Origin of the sequence: Saprospira grandis (assembly GCF_027594745.1) — a bacterium.
Classification (GTDB): Bacteria; Bacteroidota; Bacteroidia; order Chitinophagales; family Saprospiraceae; genus Saprospira; species Saprospira grandis.
The window spans coordinates 3,424,855-3,446,867 of sequence record NZ_CP110854.1 but is presented as its reverse complement, the minus strand read 5'-3'; the positions used below and the strand labels follow the sequence as shown (position 1 = coordinate 3,446,867).

Annotated in this window: 20 protein-coding genes and 3 tRNA genes; 12 read left to right on the top strand and 11 right to left on the bottom strand. The window is 48.6% G+C overall.

What is annotated here, in order from left to right:
- Window positions 1-52: 52 nt before the first annotated feature.
- The 4 genes from OP864_RS13600 to OP864_RS13585 all read right to left on the bottom strand — a co-directional run bounded on the left by OP864_RS13600 (window position 53) and on the right by OP864_RS13585 (window position 1,659).
- Window positions 53-141: transfer RNA gene (locus tag OP864_RS13600), tRNA-Ser, on the bottom strand.
- 61 nt (window positions 142-202) lie between these two features.
- A tRNA-Pro gene (locus OP864_RS13595) sits at window positions 203-277 on the bottom strand.
- 20 nt (window positions 278-297) lie between these two features.
- Window positions 298-389: transfer RNA gene (locus OP864_RS13590), tRNA-Ser, on the bottom strand.
- A 106-nt stretch (window positions 390-495) separates the two neighbouring features.
- On the bottom strand, window positions 496-1,659 hold the full coding sequence (locus OP864_RS13585) for an OmpA family protein (protein WP_270098702.1): 1,164 nt from the start codon (window positions 1,657-1,659) through the stop codon (window positions 496-498).
- Window positions 1,660-2,072: 413 nt separating this feature from the next.
- Between OP864_RS13585 and OP864_RS13580 the strand changes: the two genes are divergently transcribed.
- The 10 genes from OP864_RS13580 to OP864_RS13535 all read left to right on the top strand — a co-directional run bounded on the left by OP864_RS13580 (window position 2,073) and on the right by OP864_RS13535 (window position 12,618).
- Entirely contained in the window at window positions 2,073-3,347 is a 1,275-nt protein-coding gene (locus tag OP864_RS13580) for an aspartate kinase (protein ID WP_270098701.1), read from the top strand.
- Between the two features lie 224 nt (window positions 3,348-3,571).
- Complete coding sequence (locus OP864_RS13575) at window positions 3,572-3,883, top strand: hypothetical protein (protein ID WP_270098700.1); 312 nt, start codon at window positions 3,572-3,574, stop codon at window positions 3,881-3,883.
- Window positions 3,884-3,892: 9 nt separating this feature from the next.
- The gene (locus tag OP864_RS13570; protein WP_270098699.1) at window positions 3,893-5,686 is read left to right on the top strand and encodes an ABC transporter ATP-binding protein; all 1,794 of its coding nucleotides are present in this window, start codon (window positions 3,893-3,895) and stop codon (window positions 5,684-5,686) included.
- Between the two features lies 1 nt (window position 5,687).
- Window positions 5,688-6,137 (top strand): 5' nucleotidase, NT5C type, encoded by a 450-nt coding sequence (locus tag OP864_RS13565; protein ID WP_270098697.1) that lies wholly within the window; start codon window positions 5,688-5,690, stop codon window positions 6,135-6,137.
- Window positions 6,138-6,160: 23 nt separating this feature from the next.
- A complete protein-coding gene (locus tag OP864_RS13560; RefSeq protein WP_270098696.1) occupies window positions 6,161-6,307 on the top strand; it encodes a hypothetical protein in 147 nt (48 codons plus the stop codon).
- 683 nt (window positions 6,308-6,990) lie between these two features.
- Entirely contained in the window at window positions 6,991-9,078 is a 2,088-nt protein-coding gene (ppk1, locus tag OP864_RS13555; protein WP_270098695.1) for a polyphosphate kinase 1, read from the top strand.
- Complete coding sequence (gene hemE, locus OP864_RS13550) at window positions 9,065-10,093, top strand: uroporphyrinogen decarboxylase (protein WP_270098694.1); 1,029 nt, start codon at window positions 9,065-9,067, stop codon at window positions 10,091-10,093. Before ppk1 ends, hemE begins: the two co-directional genes overlap by 14 nt.
- 288 nt (window positions 10,094-10,381) lie before the next feature.
- Window positions 10,382-10,747, top strand: coding sequence for a CoA-binding protein (locus OP864_RS13545; RefSeq protein ID WP_270098693.1), 366 nt, complete (start codon window positions 10,382-10,384; stop codon window positions 10,745-10,747).
- A 10-nt stretch (window positions 10,748-10,757) separates the two neighbouring features.
- Entirely contained in the window at window positions 10,758-11,924 is a 1,167-nt protein-coding gene (locus OP864_RS13540) for an NAD(P)/FAD-dependent oxidoreductase (protein ID WP_270098692.1), read from the top strand.
- Window positions 11,911-12,618 (top strand): methyltransferase domain-containing protein, encoded by a 708-nt coding sequence (locus tag OP864_RS13535; RefSeq protein WP_270098691.1) that lies wholly within the window; start codon window positions 11,911-11,913, stop codon window positions 12,616-12,618. The genes OP864_RS13540 and OP864_RS13535 overlap by 14 nt, the downstream gene beginning before the upstream one ends.
- A gap of 274 nt (window positions 12,619-12,892) precedes the next feature.
- Here OP864_RS13535 and OP864_RS13530 read toward each other — a convergent pair whose 3' ends face one another.
- From OP864_RS13530 to OP864_RS13515, 4 genes are read right to left on the bottom strand one after another with little or no spacing between them, the layout of a single operon-like run.
- Window positions 12,893-13,930: an RluA family pseudouridine synthase gene (locus tag OP864_RS13530; protein ID WP_270098690.1), complete on the bottom strand. Its 1,038-nt coding sequence runs from the start codon at window positions 13,928-13,930 to the stop codon at window positions 12,893-12,895.
- Between the two features lie 6 nt (window positions 13,931-13,936).
- Window positions 13,937-14,329, bottom strand: coding sequence for a hypothetical protein (locus OP864_RS13525; RefSeq protein ID WP_270098689.1), 393 nt, complete (start codon window positions 14,327-14,329; stop codon window positions 13,937-13,939).
- Window positions 14,319-15,047 (bottom strand): lipoyl(octanoyl) transferase LipB, encoded by a 729-nt coding sequence (gene lipB / locus OP864_RS13520; protein WP_015693707.1) that lies wholly within the window; start codon window positions 15,045-15,047, stop codon window positions 14,319-14,321. The genes OP864_RS13525 and lipB overlap by 11 nt, the downstream gene beginning before the upstream one ends.
- Window positions 15,048-15,076: 29 nt before the next feature.
- Window positions 15,077-16,069, bottom strand: coding sequence for a bifunctional phosphoglucose/phosphomannose isomerase (locus tag OP864_RS13515; RefSeq protein WP_270098688.1), 993 nt, complete (start codon window positions 16,067-16,069; stop codon window positions 15,077-15,079).
- 113 nt (window positions 16,070-16,182) lie between these two features.
- On the opposite strand from OP864_RS13515, the gene OP864_RS13510 reads away from it, so the two are divergent.
- Both OP864_RS13510 and OP864_RS13505 read left to right on the top strand, forming a co-directional pair.
- On the top strand, window positions 16,183-16,557 hold the full coding sequence (locus OP864_RS13510; RefSeq protein WP_270098687.1) for a YraN family protein: 375 nt from the start codon (window positions 16,183-16,185) through the stop codon (window positions 16,555-16,557).
- Window positions 16,558-16,642: 85 nt separating this feature from the next.
- A complete protein-coding gene (locus OP864_RS13505) occupies window positions 16,643-17,284 on the top strand; it encodes a carboxypeptidase-like regulatory domain-containing protein (RefSeq protein WP_270098686.1) in 642 nt (213 codons plus the stop codon).
- Window positions 17,285-17,510: 226 nt separating this feature from the next.
- Here the strand turns inward: OP864_RS13505 and OP864_RS13500 are convergent, their stop codons facing one another.
- The 3 genes from OP864_RS13500 to OP864_RS13490 form a co-directional block, all read right to left on the bottom strand.
- On the bottom strand, window positions 17,511-17,930 hold the full coding sequence (locus tag OP864_RS13500) for an RNA-binding S4 domain-containing protein (RefSeq protein ID WP_270098685.1): 420 nt from the start codon (window positions 17,928-17,930) through the stop codon (window positions 17,511-17,513).
- Window positions 17,931-18,201: 271 nt separating this feature from the next.
- Window positions 18,202-19,146 carry a response regulator receiver protein gene (locus tag OP864_RS13495; protein ID WP_270098684.1) on the bottom strand — a complete coding sequence of 315 codons (945 nt, stop codon included), beginning with the start codon at window positions 19,144-19,146 and terminating at the stop codon, window positions 18,202-18,204.
- Window positions 19,147-19,150: 4 nt separating this feature from the next.
- Window positions 19,151-21,886 carry an N-6 DNA methylase gene (locus OP864_RS13490; protein ID WP_270098683.1) on the bottom strand — a complete coding sequence of 912 codons (2,736 nt, stop codon included), beginning with the start codon at window positions 21,884-21,886 and terminating at the stop codon, window positions 19,151-19,153.
- Between the last annotated feature and the right edge of the window lie 127 nt (window positions 21,887-22,013).

Below are 22,013 nucleotides of genomic sequence, written 5' to 3'. Positions count from 1 at the left end.
TTACCCACAAAAAAAACCCAACTACTTCCCAGTAGTCGGGTTTTTTTCGCAGCGGAGGAAGCGGGATTCGAACCCGCGGTACCCCTTTCGAAGTACGTCAGTTTAGCAAACTGGTGGTTTCAGCCACTCACCCATTCCTCCATATATCATAAACTTAGTATAAAAGGCCCCAATCATCTCTACGATAATTAGGACCTTTTTGTCGGGGTTACAGGATTCGAACCTGTGACCTCCTGCTCCCAAAGCAGGCGCGCTAACCGAACTGCGCCAAACCCCGAATTGGCCAAAGCCAAAATCTGGCGGAGGAAGCGGGATTCGAACCCGCGGTACCCCTTTCGAAGTACGTCAGTTTAGCAAACTGGTGGTTTCAGCCACTCACCCATTCCTCCGAGTGCGTTGCAAATATAAGACGGCTTTCTGATTTGTCCAAACCTTTTTGCAAAAAAAATGCCCCCTTTTTCAAGGAGGCTCGCTAATATATTGTTAATCAAAGAGTCAGTTCCTCTCCAATTTTGTAATTTTTATTTCTACCCGCTGGTTGCACTTCCGCCCCTCCCGAGTCTCATTATCCGCTATGGGCTTGCGCTTACCATATCCCCGATAACTGATCCGTCGACGATCTACCCCCTTGGCCGTCAAATAAGCCGAAATGCTCTTGGCCCGAGCCCGCGATAGTTTGTCGCAGTAGTCATGCGTGGGCAAGCCATTGGTATGCCCCCCCACTTCTATCGATACGCCCTTGTTCTTTTTCATAAAGGCCACCAATTCATTCAACTCCAATGCCGCCGCAGGCGTAATGCTCGATGAATCCGCCTGAAAATAAAGGTTGTCCAAACGGAATTTATCCCCCAAAGCCAAGTCTTCCGCCTTCAAATCTCCCTTGAAATCCCCACGATCCACTTCTTTTACCTCCTCTTTAGGCTCCTCTTTCGCCTCCGGCAATACCGGCTCTTCCTTGGGCGATGGCTTGACATTGGTCTTCTTTTCCGGATCTACCTGTGCCAATATGGGGTTGTCCGGCTTTTCTTCCGGAATCTCACAACTGTAAATCTCCGAGGCATTGTCCAACAACAAGTTCCCATTGTAGTAAAACATGGTGGGCGTCTTATAATAGGCCTCCAACACAAAGTATCGATAGCTTTTCTTTGGCGTAAACTCAAATTTATAGGGCCGCCAGTCCGTATGACTCACCATATCACTACTGGCCAATAATTCCGCCTTCTCCCGCGGAGAGTTCCCCCCATATATCCGCAATATCGCCCCCTTGTTAAAGTTGGTCAACTCATTGGGCTTGCGCTTGGTCGGACTCACATACTGCGCCGACCGTGCCAAGTATATGCTAAAACGATAACATTGCCCCTCCCGTATCGGCCGTGCCAATCGCTGACTCACCGCTTCCCAGGTCTTGTTGTCTCGCACCACCAACCCCAAATAGGTGTTGTCGTCATGCGCCGCCTGCGTCACGCCAAAGCCCCCAAAGGGCTGCACATCGGGCGGAGACTCCCCCGCAAATCCACAGTCTATCCAGCCCCTAGGCTGCCAACCCGGCCGTGGCTCGTCCTCAAATGAAGGGTTCTCCAAATAAATGATTTCTGTCTGAGCCCCTAGCATGCCGCAAAATGCAACTAATGCTAAAGCCACTAATGTCGATCGATTCATATATTATTTTTTGGTCTATTTTTTCTTTTTTTTAGGGGCCTCCGCTGCGGCTTCGCCTTGCGGCGCTACGTTCCGCAGCTCGCTATTCGCTCGGCCCTTCGCCGCTTTCAGCGGCTCGGTCTGGCCCTGCGGGCCACTGCTGCACATCGCTAGGCCAAATGCTCCTCCTCCGCTTTTACACTCCCCAGATGAAAGCTGCAAGCAACTTAAGGCATAATAATATTAGGCCCTTTCCTCCGCATAGACAGCCGTTTTTAAGGCCCAGCTGCGTAAAATTAGCATTTCAACTAGAAGATGCCTAGTTTTTAGCCTAGTTCATTGTACTTTTGCAAACAGATCAAGCAGTCTTTGCCTTATACACTTTCTTCAGAGTGAATAAGAACAAGTTTTACCTTATTTAATAAATTGCCCTTATGCCTGTTTTCAAGTTTGGTGGCGCTTCTATTAAAGATGTGCCCGCAATCAAAAATGTGGTCCAAATCCTTCGCCAATATCAACAAGAAAATCTCTTGCTCGTTGTCTCCGCCTCCGGAAAAACAACCAACGCCCTAGAGAAAGTGGTGCTGGCCTATGTGCAACAAACAGGCCAAGCAGAGGTTTTACTCCAAGCCGTCCGCCAACAACATTTAGAACTACTCCAAGGCCTTTTCAATAACCCCCAACACCCTATCTATGATGAAATCAATGACCTCTTTGTCGATGTAGAATGGATCCTTGAAGAAGAACCCCAAGATAGCTACGATTACCTATATGACCAGATTGTCTCTCTAGGCGAACTACTCTCTACTAGCATCCTGGCCGCCTACCTCAATGAAGAAGGACTAAAAACACATTGGCTGGATGTCCGCGATTGTATCCTCACCGATAATAATTATCGCGACGCTCAAGTGGATTGGACCGAAACCCAAAACCGCATCCAAAAGATCGTCCCCCCCCTACTCCAAAATCAATTGGTCCTTACGCAAGGCTTTCTCGGTAGTAGTAGCGAGAATTTTACCACCACCCTGGGCCGTGAAGGCTCCGATTATACCGCCGCTATTTTTGCCTCTTGCCTCAATAGCCAAGAACTAACCATCTGGAAGGATGTGCCCGGCCTGCTCAATGCAGACCCCCGCCTCTTTAACAATACCATCCAACTCGATAATATCTCTTATGCCGAGGCCATAGAAATGACTTATTATGGGGCACAAGTGATCCACCCCAAAACATTACGCCCCCTCCAAAATAAAAATATTCCCCTCTGGGTAAAGTCCTTTGTCCAACCCCAAGAAAGAGGCAGCCTAGTCTCTGCCGAAGAGGTCGAACAATACCCGCCGATTTTTGTGGTCAAAAAAAATCAAGCCCTACTAAAAATTAAGGCCAAAGATTTTCATTTTGTGGATGAAGCCCGCTTCTCGGCCCTATTTGCTAGCTTTGCCAAACACCGTATTAAGGTCAATATGACCCAAAATACCGCCCTGGCTTTTTCAGTCTGTATCAATTATGAACCCCAAAAGCTAGGCGGCCTGCTAGAGGAACTGGCCCAAGCCTATATGACCGAACTGCGCAGCGATCTCCAACTGATTAGCCTGCGCCACCAAACCGATGAAGCCCTCAGTATGCTTCGCCACAATAAAGAAATTTTACTCGAAGAGCATATTGGCTGCACCAGCCAACTACTCATTGCCGCAGAGGCCAACTGGTCCTAAGGACTTAGGCAGGGCGGGCGCAAAGCGCCCGCTCTCCTGAGGGGCTCGCCCCCTCAGCGCCCGCCTTGCCCTATCGGCTGAGGGATGGACAGCAGTGGCCGAAGGCCAGACCCAGGCGGCAAAGCCGCCGCAGGGCCGAGCAGACCTGCGAGCTGCGACCCAGCCCGACCCAGCGCTCCGCGCTGGGGCAGCCCCCAAAAAAACAACTACTAAACAACAACCTTATGTCTAAAAAACAAGCTAAACCCACAGAAAACCGCTTCCGCGTTCGTGTGGTCTACGGATTTCTAAAAAAACTTCGCATCGTTATTCTAGGCGATGTAGAAGAAGGCCAGGTTCAGGCCGGTATGCAACTAGTGACCAAGCTGGGCAAAGAGCTGGGCAGCTGGGAAATTGAAGAGGTCCTGAAAATGGACTTCATTAACCAACACGAAAATCAGAAATTTATCGGTTTGCAGCTCATTTGTAAAAGCGAACAGGACTTCAACCTTTTGAAGTCGCTCCGTGTTTATGATGAAATTGTGCATATTCGCTAAACCAACTGCATGTCTAACGCTAATCAAGAAAGGGGCAATTATGCCGACCGTCAGCTGTTCTTTCGGCTGCTCAAGTTGGTCCGCCCCTACAGATTTATTTTTATTACCGCCGCTACCCTCTCTATTGTCTTGGCCCCACTGGCCATCCTCAGGCCCTATTTGGTCCAATTGAGTGTGGATCAATATATTCTTGCCGGCAATTATCAAGGTCTACTCTGGATAGTAGGCCTTTTGTTTGGGGTCCTGCTCTTTGAAGGCGCCCTGCAATATTTCTTTACTTATATTACTGGCCTTTTGGGCCAATCTGTGATTAAGGACCTGCGACTGCGGGTTTTTAAACATATCAATAGCCTGCGGCTGAGCTACTTTGACCGCACGCCAATCGGCAACTCTACCACCCGCACTATCAATGATATTGAAACGATCAATACGGTCTTTTCTCAAGGTGCCATTACGATTGTTGCCGATGTTTTGACCCTCTTTTTTGTGCTGGGCATTATGCTTTATTCTAGCTGGAGCCTCACTTTGGTCTGCCTGACTACCTTGCCCCTGCTCATCTGGGGCTCTTATTGGTTTAAGGAGGCCGTGAAAAAGGCCTACGAAAGCGTGCGAACGGAAGTGTCTAAGATGAATGCCTTTTTGCAAGAACGCATCACGGGCATGCGCATCGTTCAGATCTTTAATGCCGAACAACAAGAGCTCAAAAAGTTTGATGCGATCAATAAACGCTATACGGAGGCCAACATTCGCTCTATTTTTTATTATGCGATCTTCTTCCCTATGGTCGAGATTCTCTCGGCAGCTTCTTTGGGCCTTATGGTCTGGTACGGGGCCCAATCGGTCCTTAGTGAAGAGGTAAGTATTGGGGTGCTAGTGGCTTTTCCGCTCTATCTGGGCATGCTTTTCCGCCCCGTTCGGATGCTGGCCGATAAATTCAACTCCCTGCAAATGGGACTGGTAGCCGCCAATCGAGTTTTTAACCTCATTGATAGCAACAAACAGATCCAGAATAATGGCGAGCAAAAGGTAGAGAAGTTGGCTGGCAGCATCCGCTTTGATAAGGTCCACTTTTCTTATGAACAAGATAAAAAAGCCGAAGAAGTAGAGAAATGGATTCTGAAAGGACTCAGCTTTGAGCTGCCCGCAGGCCAAACGATGGCTATTGTAGGGAGTACGGGCGCCGGAAAGACCACGATTATCAATATCATTAACCGATTTTACGATATCCATAAGGGCCAAATCTTTATTGATGATACCGAAATTCGGAATTATGAGCTCAGTAGTCTGCGTAGCCGCATCGCTATTGTGCTACAAGATGTATTTCTCTTTTCAGGCTCGGTCTATGAAAATATCTGCCTGCGAGAGGAAAATATCAGCCTAGAGCAGGTGATTGCCGCCGCCAAAATGATTGGGGCCCATGAGTTTATTGAGCGCCTGCCCGGCGGCTATGACTATCAGGTGATGGAAAGAGGCGCCACCTTGTCTATGGGCCAACGGCAACTGATCTCTTTTGTTCGGGCCCTTGTTTTTGATCCCGATATTCTGATCTTAGATGAGGCCACCTCGGCTATTGATCCCGAAACAGAAGGCATTATACAGTATGCTATTGAGAAATTGATTGCCAAACGAACCTCTATTATTATTGCCCACCGCCTGTCGACTATTCAACATGCCGACCAAATTCTGGTCCTCGATAAAGGACGAAAAATGGAGATGGGCGACCACCAAACTCTAATGCAAAAACCCGACGGCTTTTACCGTGACCTAGTGGAAACGGCCTATAGCGTCAATCAAACCGATTAAGATGAAAAAGATCCTTTATTTTGACATGGACAATGTGCTGGTGGATTTCCCCTCGGCCTTTGCCCAGCTTTCTGCCGATACCTTGGCCCAGTATGAGGGCCGCCTAGATGAGGTACCCGGTATTTTTTCCCTCATGCAGCCCCTAACAGGAGCTTTGGCCGCCTTTGAAGAGCTCAGCCAATTGTTTGATGCCTATTTATTGTCTACCGCTCCTTGGGAAAACCCCTCGGCTTGGTCTGACAAGCTGCTCTGGGTGAAAAAACATCTGGGCCAAAATGCCCACAAACGCCTTATTCTCTCCCACAATAAGCAGCTCAATCAGGGCCACTTCCTTATTGATGACCGCCTAAAGAATGGTGCCGATCGCTTTGCTGGAGAACATATCCATTTTGGCCAAACGCCCTTTGAAGATTGGGAAAAAGTAGTGGCCTATCTGAGAACAAAGGTCTAGAGAGCTCTAAATGACTTCTTTTTATGGCGAAAGATAATCGCAAGAAACAAAAGTCCGCAGTACAATTTGTATTGCGGACTTTTTTTGGCTTTAGGGGATTCCCCCTAGCCATCTGGATCCTTACATTTAAGCTGGGGATTCCCCCTAGCCATCTGGATCGTTACATTTAGCTGTGGGGATTCCCCACAGCCATCTGGATCCTTACATTTAGCTGTGGGGATTCCCCACAGCCATCTGGATCCTTACATTTAGCTGTGGGGATTCCCCACAGCCATCTGGATCCTTACATTTAGCCGTGGGGATTCCCCACAGCCATCTGGATCCTTACATTTAACTGTGGGGATTCCCCACAGCCGTCTGGATCGTTACATTTAGCCGTGGGGATTCCCCACAGCCATCTGGATCGTTACATTTAGCCGTGGGGATTCCCCACAGCCATCTGGATCGTTACATTTAACTGTGGGGGCATCTAAATTGTCCTATTGCTTTTTTCGGGGACTCCCCTACTACTGTTTAGCCAGAGGCGCTTAGCGCTTAAATTATGAAGACGCTTCTATTTTGAGCGGCTAAAATGCGCTGACTTTCTGCTTAAAGGCCAAGAGTCAATTGGCCCAGCGCTGCGCAGCCGTGGCCCGAAGGGCCAGACCAAAGCCCGCAGGGCTGCAGGGCCGAGCAGACCTGCGAGCGGCGCAGCATAGCGGCGGCCGACCTAGGCCAAAGGCCTAGCCGGCCGCGGGCCCCAAAAAAAGGATAGAATCGAGAAGAAAAAAAAGCAGATTCCAGAATCTATCCCTCAAGTTTCTATATTTGTAGGCAAAGCGATTTTACAAACAACAGACAGACAACTTGGGTTATGGCAACGATCAGAACAGATGAAAACTTTCCGTACAGCAACCGCGATTTGAGCTGGTTAGCCTTTAATTATCGGGTGTTACAAGAGGCCAAAGACCCTTCGGTTCCTCTTTTTGAACGCATTAAGTTCTTAGCGATTTACTCCTCTAATTTGGATGAGTTTTTTAGGGTGCGGGTGGCCTCGATCAAGAGCCTCATTCGCTTGGGCAAACGGACCAAAAAGGCCATTGACTTTCCACCAGAAGAAGTTTTGGACCGCATCAATGAAACCGTGCGGCAACAACAACTAGAGTTTACCGAAATTTATCAGAAACACATCTTGCCCCTTTTGGCCGCCATCAATATTCATTTGGTCAAAGAGGCCGATTTGAAGAAAACCCAGACCGATTTTCTGGATAAATACATTGAAGAAAAGCTGATCCCCTATCTGCAGCCCATGCTGATTGTCAAACATAAGATTAGGACCTTCCTGATCAATAATGCCCTTTATTTGGGGGTAGAATTGGGGACAAAAGGGCGGACCCCTCGTTATGCCGTGGTGCGCATCCCCTCTCATCGTTTCCCTCGCTTTTTGGTCTTGCCCTCCGAGCAAGAAAACGAGCGCCTGATTATTATGTTGGATGATATTGTGCGCTATGCCCTGCCTCGGATTTTCCCCGGCTATAGTATAGAAAACAGCTACTCTTTCAAGATGACCCGAGATGCAGAAATGTACCTCGAAGATGAATATTCGGGCGATCTGATTGAGAAGATCCGCAAGGGGCTGAACAAGCGAAATATTGGGGCCAGTACCCGCTTTGTCTATGACCGAAATATGCCCGCCAATTTGTTGCGCTTTCTGATGCAAGCCTTTAGCGTGAAGAGCAGCGACCTCCAACCCGAGGGCCGTTATCACAACAACTTTGACCTTTTTCAGTTTCCCAACTTTGGGCTACAGCATCTGCAAGATGATCCCTTGCCTCCGCTAAAACATCCTACGCTATCTAAGGCGCAGGTCCTTTTTGATTGCATTAGTGAAGGGGACCATTTGGTGCATTACCCCTATCAGCGCTACAATTACGTCATCAAGTTATTGGAGCAGGCCGCCTATGATCCCGATGTCAAACGCATTCGGATTTTGCAGTATCGGGTGGCCAAGGATTCGCAAATCATTGCGGCTTTGCGCTCGGCCATTGCAGAAGGGAAAGAGGTAATGGTCTTTGTGGAGGTCAAAGCCCGCTTTGATGAAGAAGCCAATTTGGATTGGGCCGAAAAACTAGAGAAATGGGGCGCTATCGTAAAATATAGTCTGCCCGAACTCAAGGTGCACTCCAAAATTCTGTCTATTTCTAGAGAAGAAAAAGGCAAACTACAAGACTACTGCTACCTCAGTACGGGCAATTTTCATGAGGGCACCGCCCGCCTCTATGAAGATTATGGCTTTTTTACCAAAGATAAACGACTTACGAAAGAGGTGGATAAAGTCCTCAACTATTTAGAACATGGCGAGCTGCCCAAAAAGCCCTTTAAACACCTATTGGTGGGGCAATTTCGGATGCGGAAAAACATCTATGCCATGATTGATCGAGAAATAGAGCTGGCCCAGGCAGGCCAAGAAGCCCGAATTACCGTAAAGCTAAATAGTCTGCAAGACCACCGCATGATTCGCCGACTCTATGAGGCCAGCGAGGCGGGGGTAAAGATCGACCTTATTGTTCGGGGGATTTTCGGTTTGCAGACGGGCATCGAGGGCTACTCCAAAAACATTCGGGCCATCTCTATTGTTGATCGCTTTTTAGAGCACTCTCGGATCTATCACTTTCATAATGCGGGAGAGGACAAGATCTATTTATCTTCTGCCGACTGGATGACGCGCAATTTATATTACCGAATTGAGTGTGCTTTTCCGATTTATGACAAGGGCTTGCAAGAAGAAATTAAAGATTTTCTAAATTTGCAGCTCAAAGACAATGTCAAAGCCCGAATCTTGGACCCCAAGCTGTCCAACCATTACAAAATTGATGAAGGTCAAAGGCCCTTTCGCTCGCAGTTAGAGGTCTATGCCTATTATAAAAAACAACTAGAAGCTTCTCAGCATGCTAAAAAATGATTTGTTTCTCCGGGTGGCCAAAGGCGAAGCCACAGAACGTCCGCCCGTTTGGTTGATGCGTCAAGCTGGACGCATTTTGCCTCAATATCGCGCCATTCGCAATAGTCTTTCTGGCTTTAAGGAGTTGGTCGAACGGCCCGAATTGGCCGCAGAGGTCACCATCCAACCCGTAGATGAACTAGGGGTAGATGCCGCCATTATTTTCTCCGATATTCTCGTTATTCCCGAGGCCATGGGCCTCCCTTATGAGATGGTCGAGAAGAAAGGACCTCGCTTTCCTAAAACCATCGAAACGGCCAAAGACATCGAGCAGCTATTGGTTGGCGATGCCGCCGCCGAGGAACTACAATATGTCTATGAGGCCCTAAAAATCACCAAGAAAGAGCTAGATGGTCGGGTCCCCTTGATCGGTTTTGCCGGCGCGCCCTTTACCATTTTCTGCTACATGATTGAAGGCCAAGGTAGCAAGACCTTTTCTAAGGCCAAAAAGCTCATGTACCAAGAGCCAGAGCTAGCCCATCTGCTTTTGCAAAAGATTACCGATACGACTTTGGCCTACCTCAAGAAAAAGGTAGCCGCTGGAGCCGACCTCATCCAGCTCTTTGATTCTTGGGCCGGTGTGCTTCGCCCAGCCGATTTCCGCGCCTTTTCTTTGCCCTATATGGCTCGCATCGCCGAGGGCTTGAGCAGCAGCGTTCCCGTAACGATTTTTGCCAAAGGAGCCTGGCACTCTATGTCACAAATGGCGGCCACTTCGGCTTCGGTCTTGGGCTGTACCTGGACCCAAAACCCCAAGCAATTGCGTCAAGAGCTAGGTCAACATCAAGTTTTGCAAGGTCTTTTGGACCCCTGCGCCCTTTATGCCGACCCCAAAACCATTGAGGCCCAAGCGATTCAGATGCTCAAGGATTTTGGTCCGCACCATATTGCTAACCTTGGCCATGGCGTTTATCCCGATACGCCCCTAGACAATGTCAAGGTCTTTGTCGATACCGTGAAAAATTTCCGCTACTAGGCCATTTTGCCTTTATGGAAGCGAAGAAGAAGAAGTTGTAGGTTTACAACTTCTTTTTTTTGGGGCTGCCCCGCCCTGCGGGCGGGTCGGGCCATTGCGCAGCTCGCAGGTCTGCTCGGCCCTGCGCGGGCTGCGCCCGCTGGGTCTGCCGCCTTCGGCGGCCCTGCTACAGCCCCTCAGCCTGCGGCGGCTTCGCCGCCTGTCCCCCGCAATAGGACCAAAAAGGGCGGCGGTTCAAAACTTTTAGGGCGCTATTTCCTTTCATTACTATCATTAAACCAAAATAGAATGAGTACCTTAATTATTGGGGCCTCTAGCAAGCCCGATCGCTACGCTTATGAGGCCGCCCGCCGCCTTTTAGCCATTGGAGAAACCGTTTATCCCTTGGGCTACAGAGCGGGAAAAACCGCTGGAGATCTAGACATATTGACTGAATTTCCCGATGAGGCTCAAATAGATAGTATCACCTTATACCTCCGCCCAAGTTTACAAAAAGAATACTTTGAGCAGATTGTTGCCTTGGCCCCTAAGCGCATTATCTTTAATCCAGGAACAGAAAACCCAGCCTTTCAACAACGTCTGCAAGCGGCTCTGCCCCAAGCGGAAATCATGGCGGCCTGTACCCTTGTCTTAATTAACTTAGAGCAATACTAATCCCTAAGCTGTGGCCCTATACTCCCCTTCCCCCACTCCTTTTTATGATGTCATCCTCATTGGTGGAGGTCTTGCTGGCCTCTGCTGCGCCCTTCCTTTGGCCAAAAGAGGGCTAAAGGTCCTACTCATTGAGCAAAAGGAGTATCCCTTTCACAAAGTTTGTGGGGAATACATCTCTAAGGAGGTGCTGCCCTACCTCAACAGCTTGGGCTTTGATCCTTTTGCTCATGGAGCCGTTGATATTCGGCGTTTTGCCCTAAGCTCCTTAAAGGGGAAGCAGGTCCAAACTACTTTGCCTTTAGGAGGTTTTGGTTTGTCTCGCCATCGGATGGACCAAAAGCTCTATGAATTGGCCTTGGGGGCGGGGGTAGAGTTTGCCTTGGGGCAAAAAGTCAATCAGCTAAAAGAAATTGGACCAAAAAACTGGCTGGTCTACAGCCAGCAGGGGCAGCAGTATCGGGCGGCCATGGTCTTGGGCGCACAGGGCAAGCGCTCCTTGGTTGATCGGCAGCTTGAGCGGGGGTTCATGCAAGAGCGGGCGGGCTTTATGGCGGTCAAATGCCATTATGAGGGCGACTTTCCAGAAGATTTGGTGGCCCTACACAACTTTGAGGGAGGCTATTGCGGCTTATCTAGAGTAGAAGATGGCCGAATCAACCTTTGTTATTTGGTGGCTCAGCGGCAGCTCAAGCGGGCCGGCAGCATTAAGGAATTGGAGCGTACTGTTTTGGGGCAAAACCCTTATTTAGAGCAAGCGTTTCGGGAGTTTAGGCCTGTCTTTTCTCGGCCCTTGAGCATTAGCAATATTTATTTTAGGCCCAAGCCTTTGGTAGAGCAAGGGCTGCCCATGCTGGGCGATGCTGCGGGCCTGATCTATCCGCTTTCGGGCAATGGGATGGCCATGGCGATAGGTTCTGCGGCCATTATGCAAGCCTTAGTGCCCCAGTATTTGGAGGGCCAGCTGAGTCAAGCTGAATTTTTGGCCCAATATGCGGCGGCTTGGCAAAAAAACTATAGCTTGAGGTTGCAGGCGGGGCGAAAGCTGCAACATTTCTTTGGCCGCCCCTTTTGGTCCAATTTGGGCGTGCAATTATTTGCGGGCCTACCCTTTATGCAAAAAACAATTATTCGCTGGACGCATGGCCGTCCATTAACGCCTTGGGATGCTCTACTTTAAACAGCGGTCGGACAAAGAAGAAATCATGGATGATTTGGAGATGGAGGGGCCAGAGCTCAAGGCCACTTTGGAGCAAATTGCCTGGGTGAATAAACTATTGGGGGGATTGGCGATTAGTCAGGCCGCCTTGGCCCAACTGCTGCAAACTTGGCCCAAAGAAAAGCCTTTGCGCTTAGTGGATCTGGGTTGCGGGGGCGGTGATGCCCTGCGCGCCTTTGCCCTTTGGGGCCGTAAGAGGGGCTACCGCTTAGATTTGCTGGGGATAGATGCCAATGCCTACTGTTTGGAGCAAGCCCGTTTGTGGTCCAGTGATTTTCCAGAAATCCGTTATGCCCAACTTGATGTTTTTGGGGAAGAATTTGCGGCCTTAGAATTTGATGTGGCCCATTGCGCCCTCTTTCTGCATCATTTTGAGGAAGAAGCCTTGGACCGTCTGCTCCTACAGCTAAAGGGGCAGGCCCAATGGGGCGGCATTGTCAATGATTTAGAGCGCTCGAAACTGGCCCATTTTCTCTTTCGTTTAGTGACTAAACTGCTGGGCGCTAGTCCGATGGTCCGTTATGATGGACTACTTTCCATACAGAAATCTTTTTTGGGCCGAGAGTGGCGGGAGCGGCTGGGGCGCTTGGGCTATCGGCACTATCGTTTGGCTTGGGCTTGGGCCTTTCGGCATAAAATACTTTGGTGGAAATAGGAAATGCTGGACGAAGAAAGCCGCCCCTATGGCCGAAAGCCAAATAGAAGCTTAAAATTTTTATCAAAGGATGGCCGAAGCGGAGGACTTCCATTTGGCCTAGCGATGCGGAGGGGTGGCCGAAGGCCAGACCGAAGGCGAAACGAAGTGAAGCCTGAAGGGCCGAGCAGACCTGCGAGCCCCGCAGCGTAGCGCCTGCCGCAGGCAGGAGGCCCCAAAAAATAATCGCAGCAGAACACTAAGATTCTACTGCGATTATTGAGGGAGAAAAGATCTAGTCATAAATCTTAAAGCGGCCCTCGGTATATTTTTCCCATTTATCTAGGGCCTGTTGGAAATAATCGGGCAGCGGGGCTTCCAGATAAATTTCCTCTCCTGTTTTGGGATGTTCAAAGCCCAGAGAATAGGCGTGCAGCGCTTGGTGGGGAAGAATTTTGAAGCAATTCTCGACAAACTGTCGGTACTTACTGAAGATCGTTCCTTTGACGATGCGGTCGCCATTATAGAGCTCATCATTGAAGAGCGGGTGGCCGATGTGCTTCATGTGCACACGAATTTGGTGGGTCCGTCCTGTTTCCAGTTGGCATTCGACCAAAGTCACATAGCCAAAGCGTTTGAGGACCTTATAATGCGTCACGGCATGTTTACCGTATTCCTCATCTTCATGCACACAAAAGCGTTTGCGATTTTTGGGATCGCGGCCAATATGGCCAGTGATTGTTCCCTCTTCGGCTTCTACATCGCCCCAGACTAGAGCGCGATATTTACGTTTAATTGTGTGATTAAAAAACTGCTTAGAGAGATGTTGGATCGCCTCTTCGGTTTTGGCCACCACTAGAATTCCCGTAGTAAATTTATCGATACGGTGGACTAATCCGGGGTAGCTACCATTGCCTTGGGGCAAATCTTTAAAATGCCAAGCGAGGGCATTGACGAGGGTGCCGGTATAATTGCCCACGCCGGGGTGGACCACCATGCCAGCGGGTTTGTAGACCATGAGGACCTCCTCATCTTCATAGCGAATATCTAAGGGAATATCTTGGGCGATCACCTCTCCTTTTGGGCGAGCGCGGCGCCAGCGCACCTTAATTAAGTCATGTGGCTTAATCTTTTGGTTGCTTTTGGCTTCCTTATCGTTTACCGTCACATAGCCGGCATCGATACCACGTTGCACCTTAGAGCGGGTCATGCGCTCCATGCGTTGCATCAGAAACTTATCTAATCGCATTGGTTCCTGTCCGGGATCGGCTTTATACTCATACCAATCGAACAAGGGTTCATCCTCGAATTCCTTTTCCTCTTTAGGGTCCATAAATTTTTACTTGATTAAAACGCCCAATTCGTTAAGAATGGGAATATGTGTAAAGTAAGCGGCCTGAATACTACCGGCCACAAAGACGTACTTTCGGTCGTACATATAATCTTTCCATAAAAAGCTGATCCAATATTCATTGGCCATTTGCACGAGATCTTTATGCAGGGGTTCAATTTTTTGGAACGAGCCTGAGGGTACCTCCTCAAAATAGTATCGGATATTGGCGGTTTCCACCTCCTTATCATTTAGGCGGCCATAGCCTCTAGCCGAGACGATCAACTGCTTGATGGGTTCTTTTTTGAGGTTGAGTAGGTAGACATCCCAAAAGCCGTCGGCAGCGGGGACAATAGCGAGGCCCACTCCTTCTACTTTTTTAATGGGAATATCATTTTTCATGCTGTAGTAAATTTGGCGCTAGGCTAAAATCTAATTCGGCTGCAAAGATATCTGCAAAATGCCGAGAAAGCAAACTTTTGACCTCCTCTTCTGCTACGGGCCGTCCCAATTCTTGGGCTAGGGAGGTCACGCCCTTATCTTGGATACCACAAGGGATGATATGGCCGAAGTAGCTCATATCGGTATTGATATTAAAGGCAAAGCCGTGCATGGTCACCCAACGGCTCAGATGCACCCCAATTGCGCAGATTTTGCGGGCATTGGGGCCATCTTCATCTAGCCAGACACCAGACTCGCCTTTGATGCGGCCGGCGGTAATGCCATAATCTTTCAGTGTACGGATCACCATTTCTTCGATACTGCGGATATATCGGCCAATATCGGTAAAAAAGCAATCGAGGTCCAAAATGGGATAGCCCACAATTTGGCCCAAGCCATGATAAGTAATATCTCCCCCCCGGTTAATTTTCACAAAACTGGCCTCATGGGCTTGCAAGCCCGCCTCATCGAGTAGTAAATGGGCTTCTTTGCCATTTCGGCCTAGGGTATAGACATGGGGGTGTTCACAAAATAGAAAATGGCCAAACTGCTCTAGCTCCTCCCCTGCTCTTTGTCGCTTTTTGCGATCGATACAGGCATTGAAAAGTTCGGTTTGGTAGGCCCAGGCCTCCTCATAATTGATGCGGCCGAGTTCTTCTACTTTTACGTTCTTGCTCATCTTGCTTGTTTTTTGGACCAGCTTATTATTTAGGCTTGGCCGGCCAATTCTCCTTTTAGGAAATCAATCACTTTTACTTCGGTGGCATCTACTTGGCGCAAAACAGAAAGCTCCCAAGAGATCCAGTCGCCCAAATGTACGGCATAGATCGCCTCTTCAATCAAGCTATCGCCCTTAAGTTTGATCTCGATCAAGGTTTGGGTGTAGTGGTTAATGATTTCCTTATTGATTTTGATGCGGGCTTGATTGCGCTCATGCTCAAACTTACTTCTGAAAATCAAGACAGCAAAATCGCCCTCTTGTTTACGCCAGCCTACCAATTCGTTATGGTTCATTTCGGGAATTAGATGATGGCCACAAAGGATTTTTGCATTTTCGTTGAGCTGCTGGCGCAAACGCAAAACAACAGATCCCATACGATCATGGGTATAGAGAACGGGAAACTTGCCGCTCATGAACTGCGCCATTTTCTTGGCCTTCTCCATGATGTCGGCCTGCTCTTTTTCTAGCAAAAGGATACTTTGCTTGAGCTGCTCGATGCGCTCGGCCTTGGCACAACCAAAGAACTTTAGGATAAATAGCTGCTGCACCAAAGAAAGGCCCAAACAAGCGCGGGGAGGACTACCCGCATGTGGCAATTGAACGAAATCTAATCCATGCTCTTCGGCCAAGGCTTTCATTTTACCACCAGAGCTGACACAAACAATTTTGGCCCCTTTTTCAATGGCTGCCTCTAGGCCAATTAGGGTCTCTTCGGTATTGCCCGAAAAAGAAGAGCAAATGACCAAGCTATGGGGGTTGACATAATTGGGCAAATCATAGCCCTTAACCACTTCCATAGGCAAAGGACGCTCCTCTGCCGTGAATTCCTTGGCAAAGTTGGCCCCAATACCAGAGCCGCCCATTCCCACAACCACAATATTGCGCAATTCCTGCTTAGGAGCAGTTAATGTTATATTCTCGCCGATTGCAATGGCCTCCGTCAACTGAGCGCCAAAGTTTTTGATTAGTTCATTCATCATGATAATTTCAAGATTTTGTTAATAGCCCTTTCAAGCTATGTATATATCGTATGTTTTAGTATACTACTTCTATTGCGGTGCAGCTTGTCAAAGCTGCGAAAGATAAAAAAATTATGGCAAAACATCACAAGATAGGCATCTTGGGCGAAAAGATGGCCCTAGAATACCTTTTGAAGCAAGGCTATCAGTTAAAGGCTAAAAACTGGCGCTATGGGCGGGCCGAAATAGACCTGATTGTTTTTAAAAAAAACGTTCTCATTTTTGTAGAGGTCAAAACCCGAAAAAACGCCACTTTTGGTCCACCCGAATTAGCCGTTACCCCCAAAAAGCAACAGCTTCTTTTTGAGGCCGCTGCAGCCTATATGCATGCCCAAAATTATGAGGAGGAAATCCGTTTTGATGTGATTGCCATTCAGCTTTCGGCCCATGAAGCCATCAAACATTTTGAAGACGCTTTTTTCCCTATCTGGGATGGAAAGACCAACTAAAAAGCGCAAATTAGCGTTGCTTTGGCAGAGGACCTTTAAGCAGCTTCTCCAATTTGATCATTAAGACTTACTAAATATAAAACGCATGAAATACTTGCTTTCTTTTCTCCCCCTTCTTCTTTTTGCCCTACCTCAGTTTAGCCAAGCCCAGCCGCTTTCGGTCGATGATATTGTTGAGGTGACGGGTATTGTGATTACGCCTGGCCCCAACGGAAAGGTGGCCCCCATTCCCTTTGCCACGGTGGCCGTAGAAAATGGCCTGCGCGGTACCTATGCCAATATGGACGGTATGTTTTCTATTGTGGTCAAAAAGGGCGAAACGATGCAGTTTTCGGCTGTAGGCTTTGCGACCCAAGAAATTACGATTCCCGAAGATTTTGAGGGCCTCTATCGCTCTATTGTGGTCCAACTAGAAACCGAGGATATCAATATGGCAGAGGTTTTGGTTTTCCCTTGGCCCGATCGCAACAACTTTAGAGCAGAGTTTTTGGCCATGCAACCCACCCAAGCCCAAAACCTGCAAGCTTTGGCCGAGGGCAAGCTCAGCCGCCAACAACTACTTGCCATGCAGGAAGAAATGGATATGGATGGCCGAGAAAATGCCTCGCTTTACCTCCGCCAACAAGCCAGCAGCTATTCTTATCAGGGACAACAGCAGGCTATGCCCGTCCTCAACCCCATGGCTTGGGCCCAATTCTTCAAGCAGTTTAAGAAGAAGGATAAGTAGTTTATTTTTTGGGGCCTGCCGCCTGCGGCGGCCGGGCTGTGCACTAGCTCGCTGCTCGCTCGGCCCTTCAGCGCTGCGCGCTTCGGTCTGGCCTGCGGCCACTAGTTACCATCCCTAGGCCGATGCTGTGGGGACAGCCCCACAGCCCAAGCGCTACCCTTTGGGGCAAGATAAAAAAGCCCGATCTACAAAAGTAGATCGGGCTTTTTATGGTCCAAGAGAAAACTTATTCCTCCTCTTCCCAGTCCAATTGTTCTAACATGCTATCGCCTTCTTTAAAGCCATCAATTTGGCGGCGATCTCTTTTGGTGGGACGGCCAGCGCCTTTTTCTCTAAATTCTGCCGCTCGGCCATTCATAAACCAAGCCTTAAATTTATTGAGTTCCTCTTCTGGCGTATGGTCCTCATAACAAGGCTCTGCCAATTTGGCCGATACCCGCTTTTCGATCAGTTCGACCACCTTAAAGCGCATATTGAAGTTATTTTTTCGGACCTCCAACAAATCGCCTCTTTTCACAAAAGAAGAGGGCTTTAGGATTTGCCCATCTACACGTACATGCCCTTTTTTGCAGGCATTACTGGCCATGGTTCGGCTTTTAAAAATACGGACCGACCATAACCACTTATCTACTCTTACCTTATCCATGATTTAATTTTACTTTTTTTCAGGAGCTCCAACAAGGGAAACTAAAAAGATGGTTCCATTTGTCCAAATTTTTCTGGCCCTAGCTAAGCCCCTCCTAAATTCAACCGCCGAAGAAAATTGCCAAAAGCAAAAAAAACTGTGGAGCGGACTAGCGATGTGCAGCAGTGGCCGCAGGCCAGACCAAGGCGCTGCAAGCGCCGCAGGGCCGAGCGAACAGCGAGCTGCGCAACGTAGCGCCGCAAGGCGAAGCCGTAGCGGAGGCCCCAAATCCTTATCGAGGGGGTTGAAAATCGTGCATAATACTGCCTTCTCTCAAGCCATTTTCGATACTGTCCTTTACCCAGAGAATAATGTCTAAAAGCCCATTGATAAAGGTTTTGACGGTATAGGGCGTGATCGGATAATTGTAATACTCGCTAGATTCTGGTGCCTTGTGCTGCACAATACTGCTGAGGGTGGCATAAATGATATAGGTCAGAAAAGAGACGTGCATAGGGGCCAGTTTTCGGACCTTAATGAGCTCGATGAGGTCTTTGGTTCGGCTTTGTCCATCCATTCCATATAGCAGCGGATCGACCTTGAGGGCCTCTCGGCAAAAGACGTTGAGGATAGACTCTTCTAGGCGGCGGACAAAGGCCAGGCGCTCCAGCATTTGCTCTCTTTTGGCCATGGATTTATCGGCTAAGATGCTGAGCAAAAGCGAAACATCTTCTTGGTCCAGATAGCGGTCGGCAAAGTCAAAGACCTCGGGAAACTGCTGTTTGATTTTGCTATTTTCTAGTTGGCCCACCTCCTGATGCAGAAACTCAAAAAGGGCTTGCATTTCTTCTTCATCTACGGCCGTTTTCTTTTTATCAAAGAGGGCGGCCCGTTGGCGCAAGCTAGGCTCTAGCTGCACTCTCCAAGCCGTATGCACACAAAAAGGCAGGGGCCGTTCTTGGCGCAGCTCCATCTCTCTAAGGCGCATAATGGCCTCGTGCACAAAGTTTTCGGCCTCGGTTCCTTTGGCTTGTTGTGGATGAATAGGCGCCTTGCCATCTAGAATAACAGCTTGGTATTTACTGTTATTTTGTAGTTCGTGTAGGCCCTCTTGCAAGTTTGTTTTGTTGGTAATGAGGACCTGATACTTGCGGGCCCGTTTAATAAAGGGGCTAGCAAATTGTTGATCGTCATCAATCATTAAAACCTGTATTGGTCGGCGGCGTTTTTTGCTCATATTCTTATTTTCTGTAGGGCAAGATAATATCAAATTGCACCTTAAAGGGGTCGCGTTTATCTATTTGCTCCTTATAGTATAGGCTGCCCTCATGATTCTCAATAATTTGGTGGATGAGGTAGCCCCCGATACCCGAATGTCCAGTATCGCCAGCATAATTGCCGTAGGAGACAAAATCCTCAAAGGTAAAAGAATTTGGGAAAGCTTTTCCATCATTTTTATATTCTATCAATACTTCTTCTTGTTCCTCTAGCAAAGAAACGGAAAAGCGGATCAGATGTTTTTTATCCTTAGAAAAGCCATGGCGGCGGGCATTTTCTACAAAATTGCTCAGGGCCGTGGCCAGTTGTGCTCGGTCGATGAGGGTGGCAATGGGCAATTCTCGGCCTCTTTCATCATCTTCTACCTCAATTTGGATAGAGAACTGTTTTTCTTGGGCATAAAGCTGGGCCCAATCCTCTAAAAAGTCGCGCAACAATAGATGTTCCAATTGCATGCGCTCCTTATCGGCGGAGATGATGTTGCTAGCCGCATCAATGCTATTGATGGTATAAATGAGTTGTTTCTCAATTTTGCGCACCACCTTACCCAATTGGTCCTCTTCTTCGGCCTCTTCGCCCTCAAAAAGGGGATAAATAGAATCGCTCCAGCTCAGGGGCGTTTGCTCCTCAATTTTATCACCTAGAAAGTCCTTAATATTTTTGAGCTCGGTCAGTATGGCGGGCAGACGATTGCCTAGTTCATGCTGCAAAGAGGAAATAATGCGCATTTGTCGGTTTTGGGCCGTTTGCTTATCCAAATTGAGGCGGCTGCGCAGGGTTTCCACCTTATGCTCTTCTTCTTTGAGCAAAGACCATTTGGTTTCTTGGACCAATTTGATTTGCTCCTCTAGGCTGAGCAAAGGCATTTGCAATTGGCCAAATTCCCGCTCCGATATCTGCAAGGCTTCATGATCGGTCCTGAACATATTGAACTGGGCCAAAAACAGCTTTTGATGCAATTGGACCAAAAAGTATTCTTTGTTGATCTTCTTTTGCTGCAAATCAAAAACCAGCACCGATTTACTCACAATAATGGCTTGGCCGCTATACTCAAAATAGCTGGCCCGCAAGCGCTTGCCTTTCCGATTGACCAAAAAGGCCGAATGCTGCAAGATCCGCCCTTCCTCCTCCTCCTGTTCGCCAAAGGGACAAAGTTTGGGCAGGGCCAACTGATAATCCGCAAACTGCAGCGCCAAATCTCGACTACTCACAAAGGGGTATTCATGAAACTGCTGCTCTTTTTTATGCACCCAAAGCGCTGGCAACTCTCCCGCCATCACTTCTTGTACCTTGACCAAGGCATTTTGATCGGCCAAAGCCTCTAGTTCCTGAATAAAGGGGGCGGCATAGCGCTTGGCATTGAGGTTGGCCCGCTGCTCGAGCAGTTGCTCTACCGTTTTACTCACCACATAACCCGCTAGCTCCTGCGGCACTTTCTCGCCACAGCTATGATAAGCCGAAACAATGGCCGCAATTTGCTGACTCTCCAAACGGTGGCGCACCCGACTCTTGGAGGTGGGTTGCAGTTGAGAAGCATTGATAAAAAGGACTTTTCCCTTGCGTTTGGCGGGCTTATTTTTATGCAAATAGAGCAGGCAAATAGGGGCTTGACTGGCATAGAGCAGGCCAGCTGGTAGGGTAATCACGGCATCCACCACATCGCGGCGAAGCAAGTACTCTCGCAAGCGGCGCTCTTGCCGCTCTTTGAAGAGGGCCCGCATGGGCAAAACGGCAATCATTCGCCCATTCTCATTGAGTTGCTCCAACATCAACTGCACAAAAAGGCTGTTGCAATCGGTCTCTTCTTGGCCCACATCTAGGGGCAGTTTGACATAAGATCGATGCTTAACGGCTCGCAAATCGATTTCTTCGCCAAAGGGGAAGTTGGCCAGGGCCAGATCAAATTGCTGAGGGGGTTGGGGCGGGTGAAGCAGGCTATTATTTTGCTCCACAACGGCCTCATAGGCCCCATTCATGAGCAAATTCATTTTGCAAAAGGCCCAGGTAATTTGATCTACTTCTTGGGCCAGAATATTTAAAGTAGTCGCTTCTTGCATAAGCGCAACTAGGCTCCCTGCCTGTCCCGCCGCAGGTTCATAGACCGATTCTCCCGATTTGGGAGAGAGCAAAAGGGCCATGAGTTTATTGAGAAAAAGCGGGGTGGTGGCGCTACCGCCCGCCTTGCCCCTTCTTTGGGCCGCTCGGCTCAGGCTTTTATTAAAGAAGGCCCCAAACTGCGCAATAGAAAACTGCTTGAGCGAAAAATCGACCTGTTCCAATAGGCCAAATACTCGGGCCAGATGCTGGGCATCGGCCTTATCTTGTAGGGCCACCATTAGGGGGGCAAAAATATTTTCTAAAGAGGGGTTGGCCCTAGAAATCGCCACCAGGGCATCTCGCAAATCGCCAAAGGCCTGCTGTTCGTTTTGGGCCAACTGCTGCCTAAAATTGTGTAGGATCTGCCGTTGTTTTTCCGAAATCTTAATGAAGGCCAATTCGCCTTCTTCTTGTAGACAAATCAGGCGCTTATAAAAGATTAGGCTCAGCAAGACATTGGCCGAGTTACTGAGGTCCCAGGTCCCTCGCAAAGCATCCAAACTGCTACTAAATAGGTTGTCCAATTGGTTTTCTAGCTCCTCCTTGCTGCTGGGCGTCCAGCCCGAAGAGATCTGTATTTGATCAAAGTTGATAGATTCCATAGGTATTTTGGCTTGTCGGTTATAGTGTGTCTCTAAATATAGGGTTTTTTATTAACATCTATCTGCTTGTTGTTTTGGGGCCTCCGCCTCGCTACGCTCGTCGGCGCTACGTTTACTCCCTTTGGTC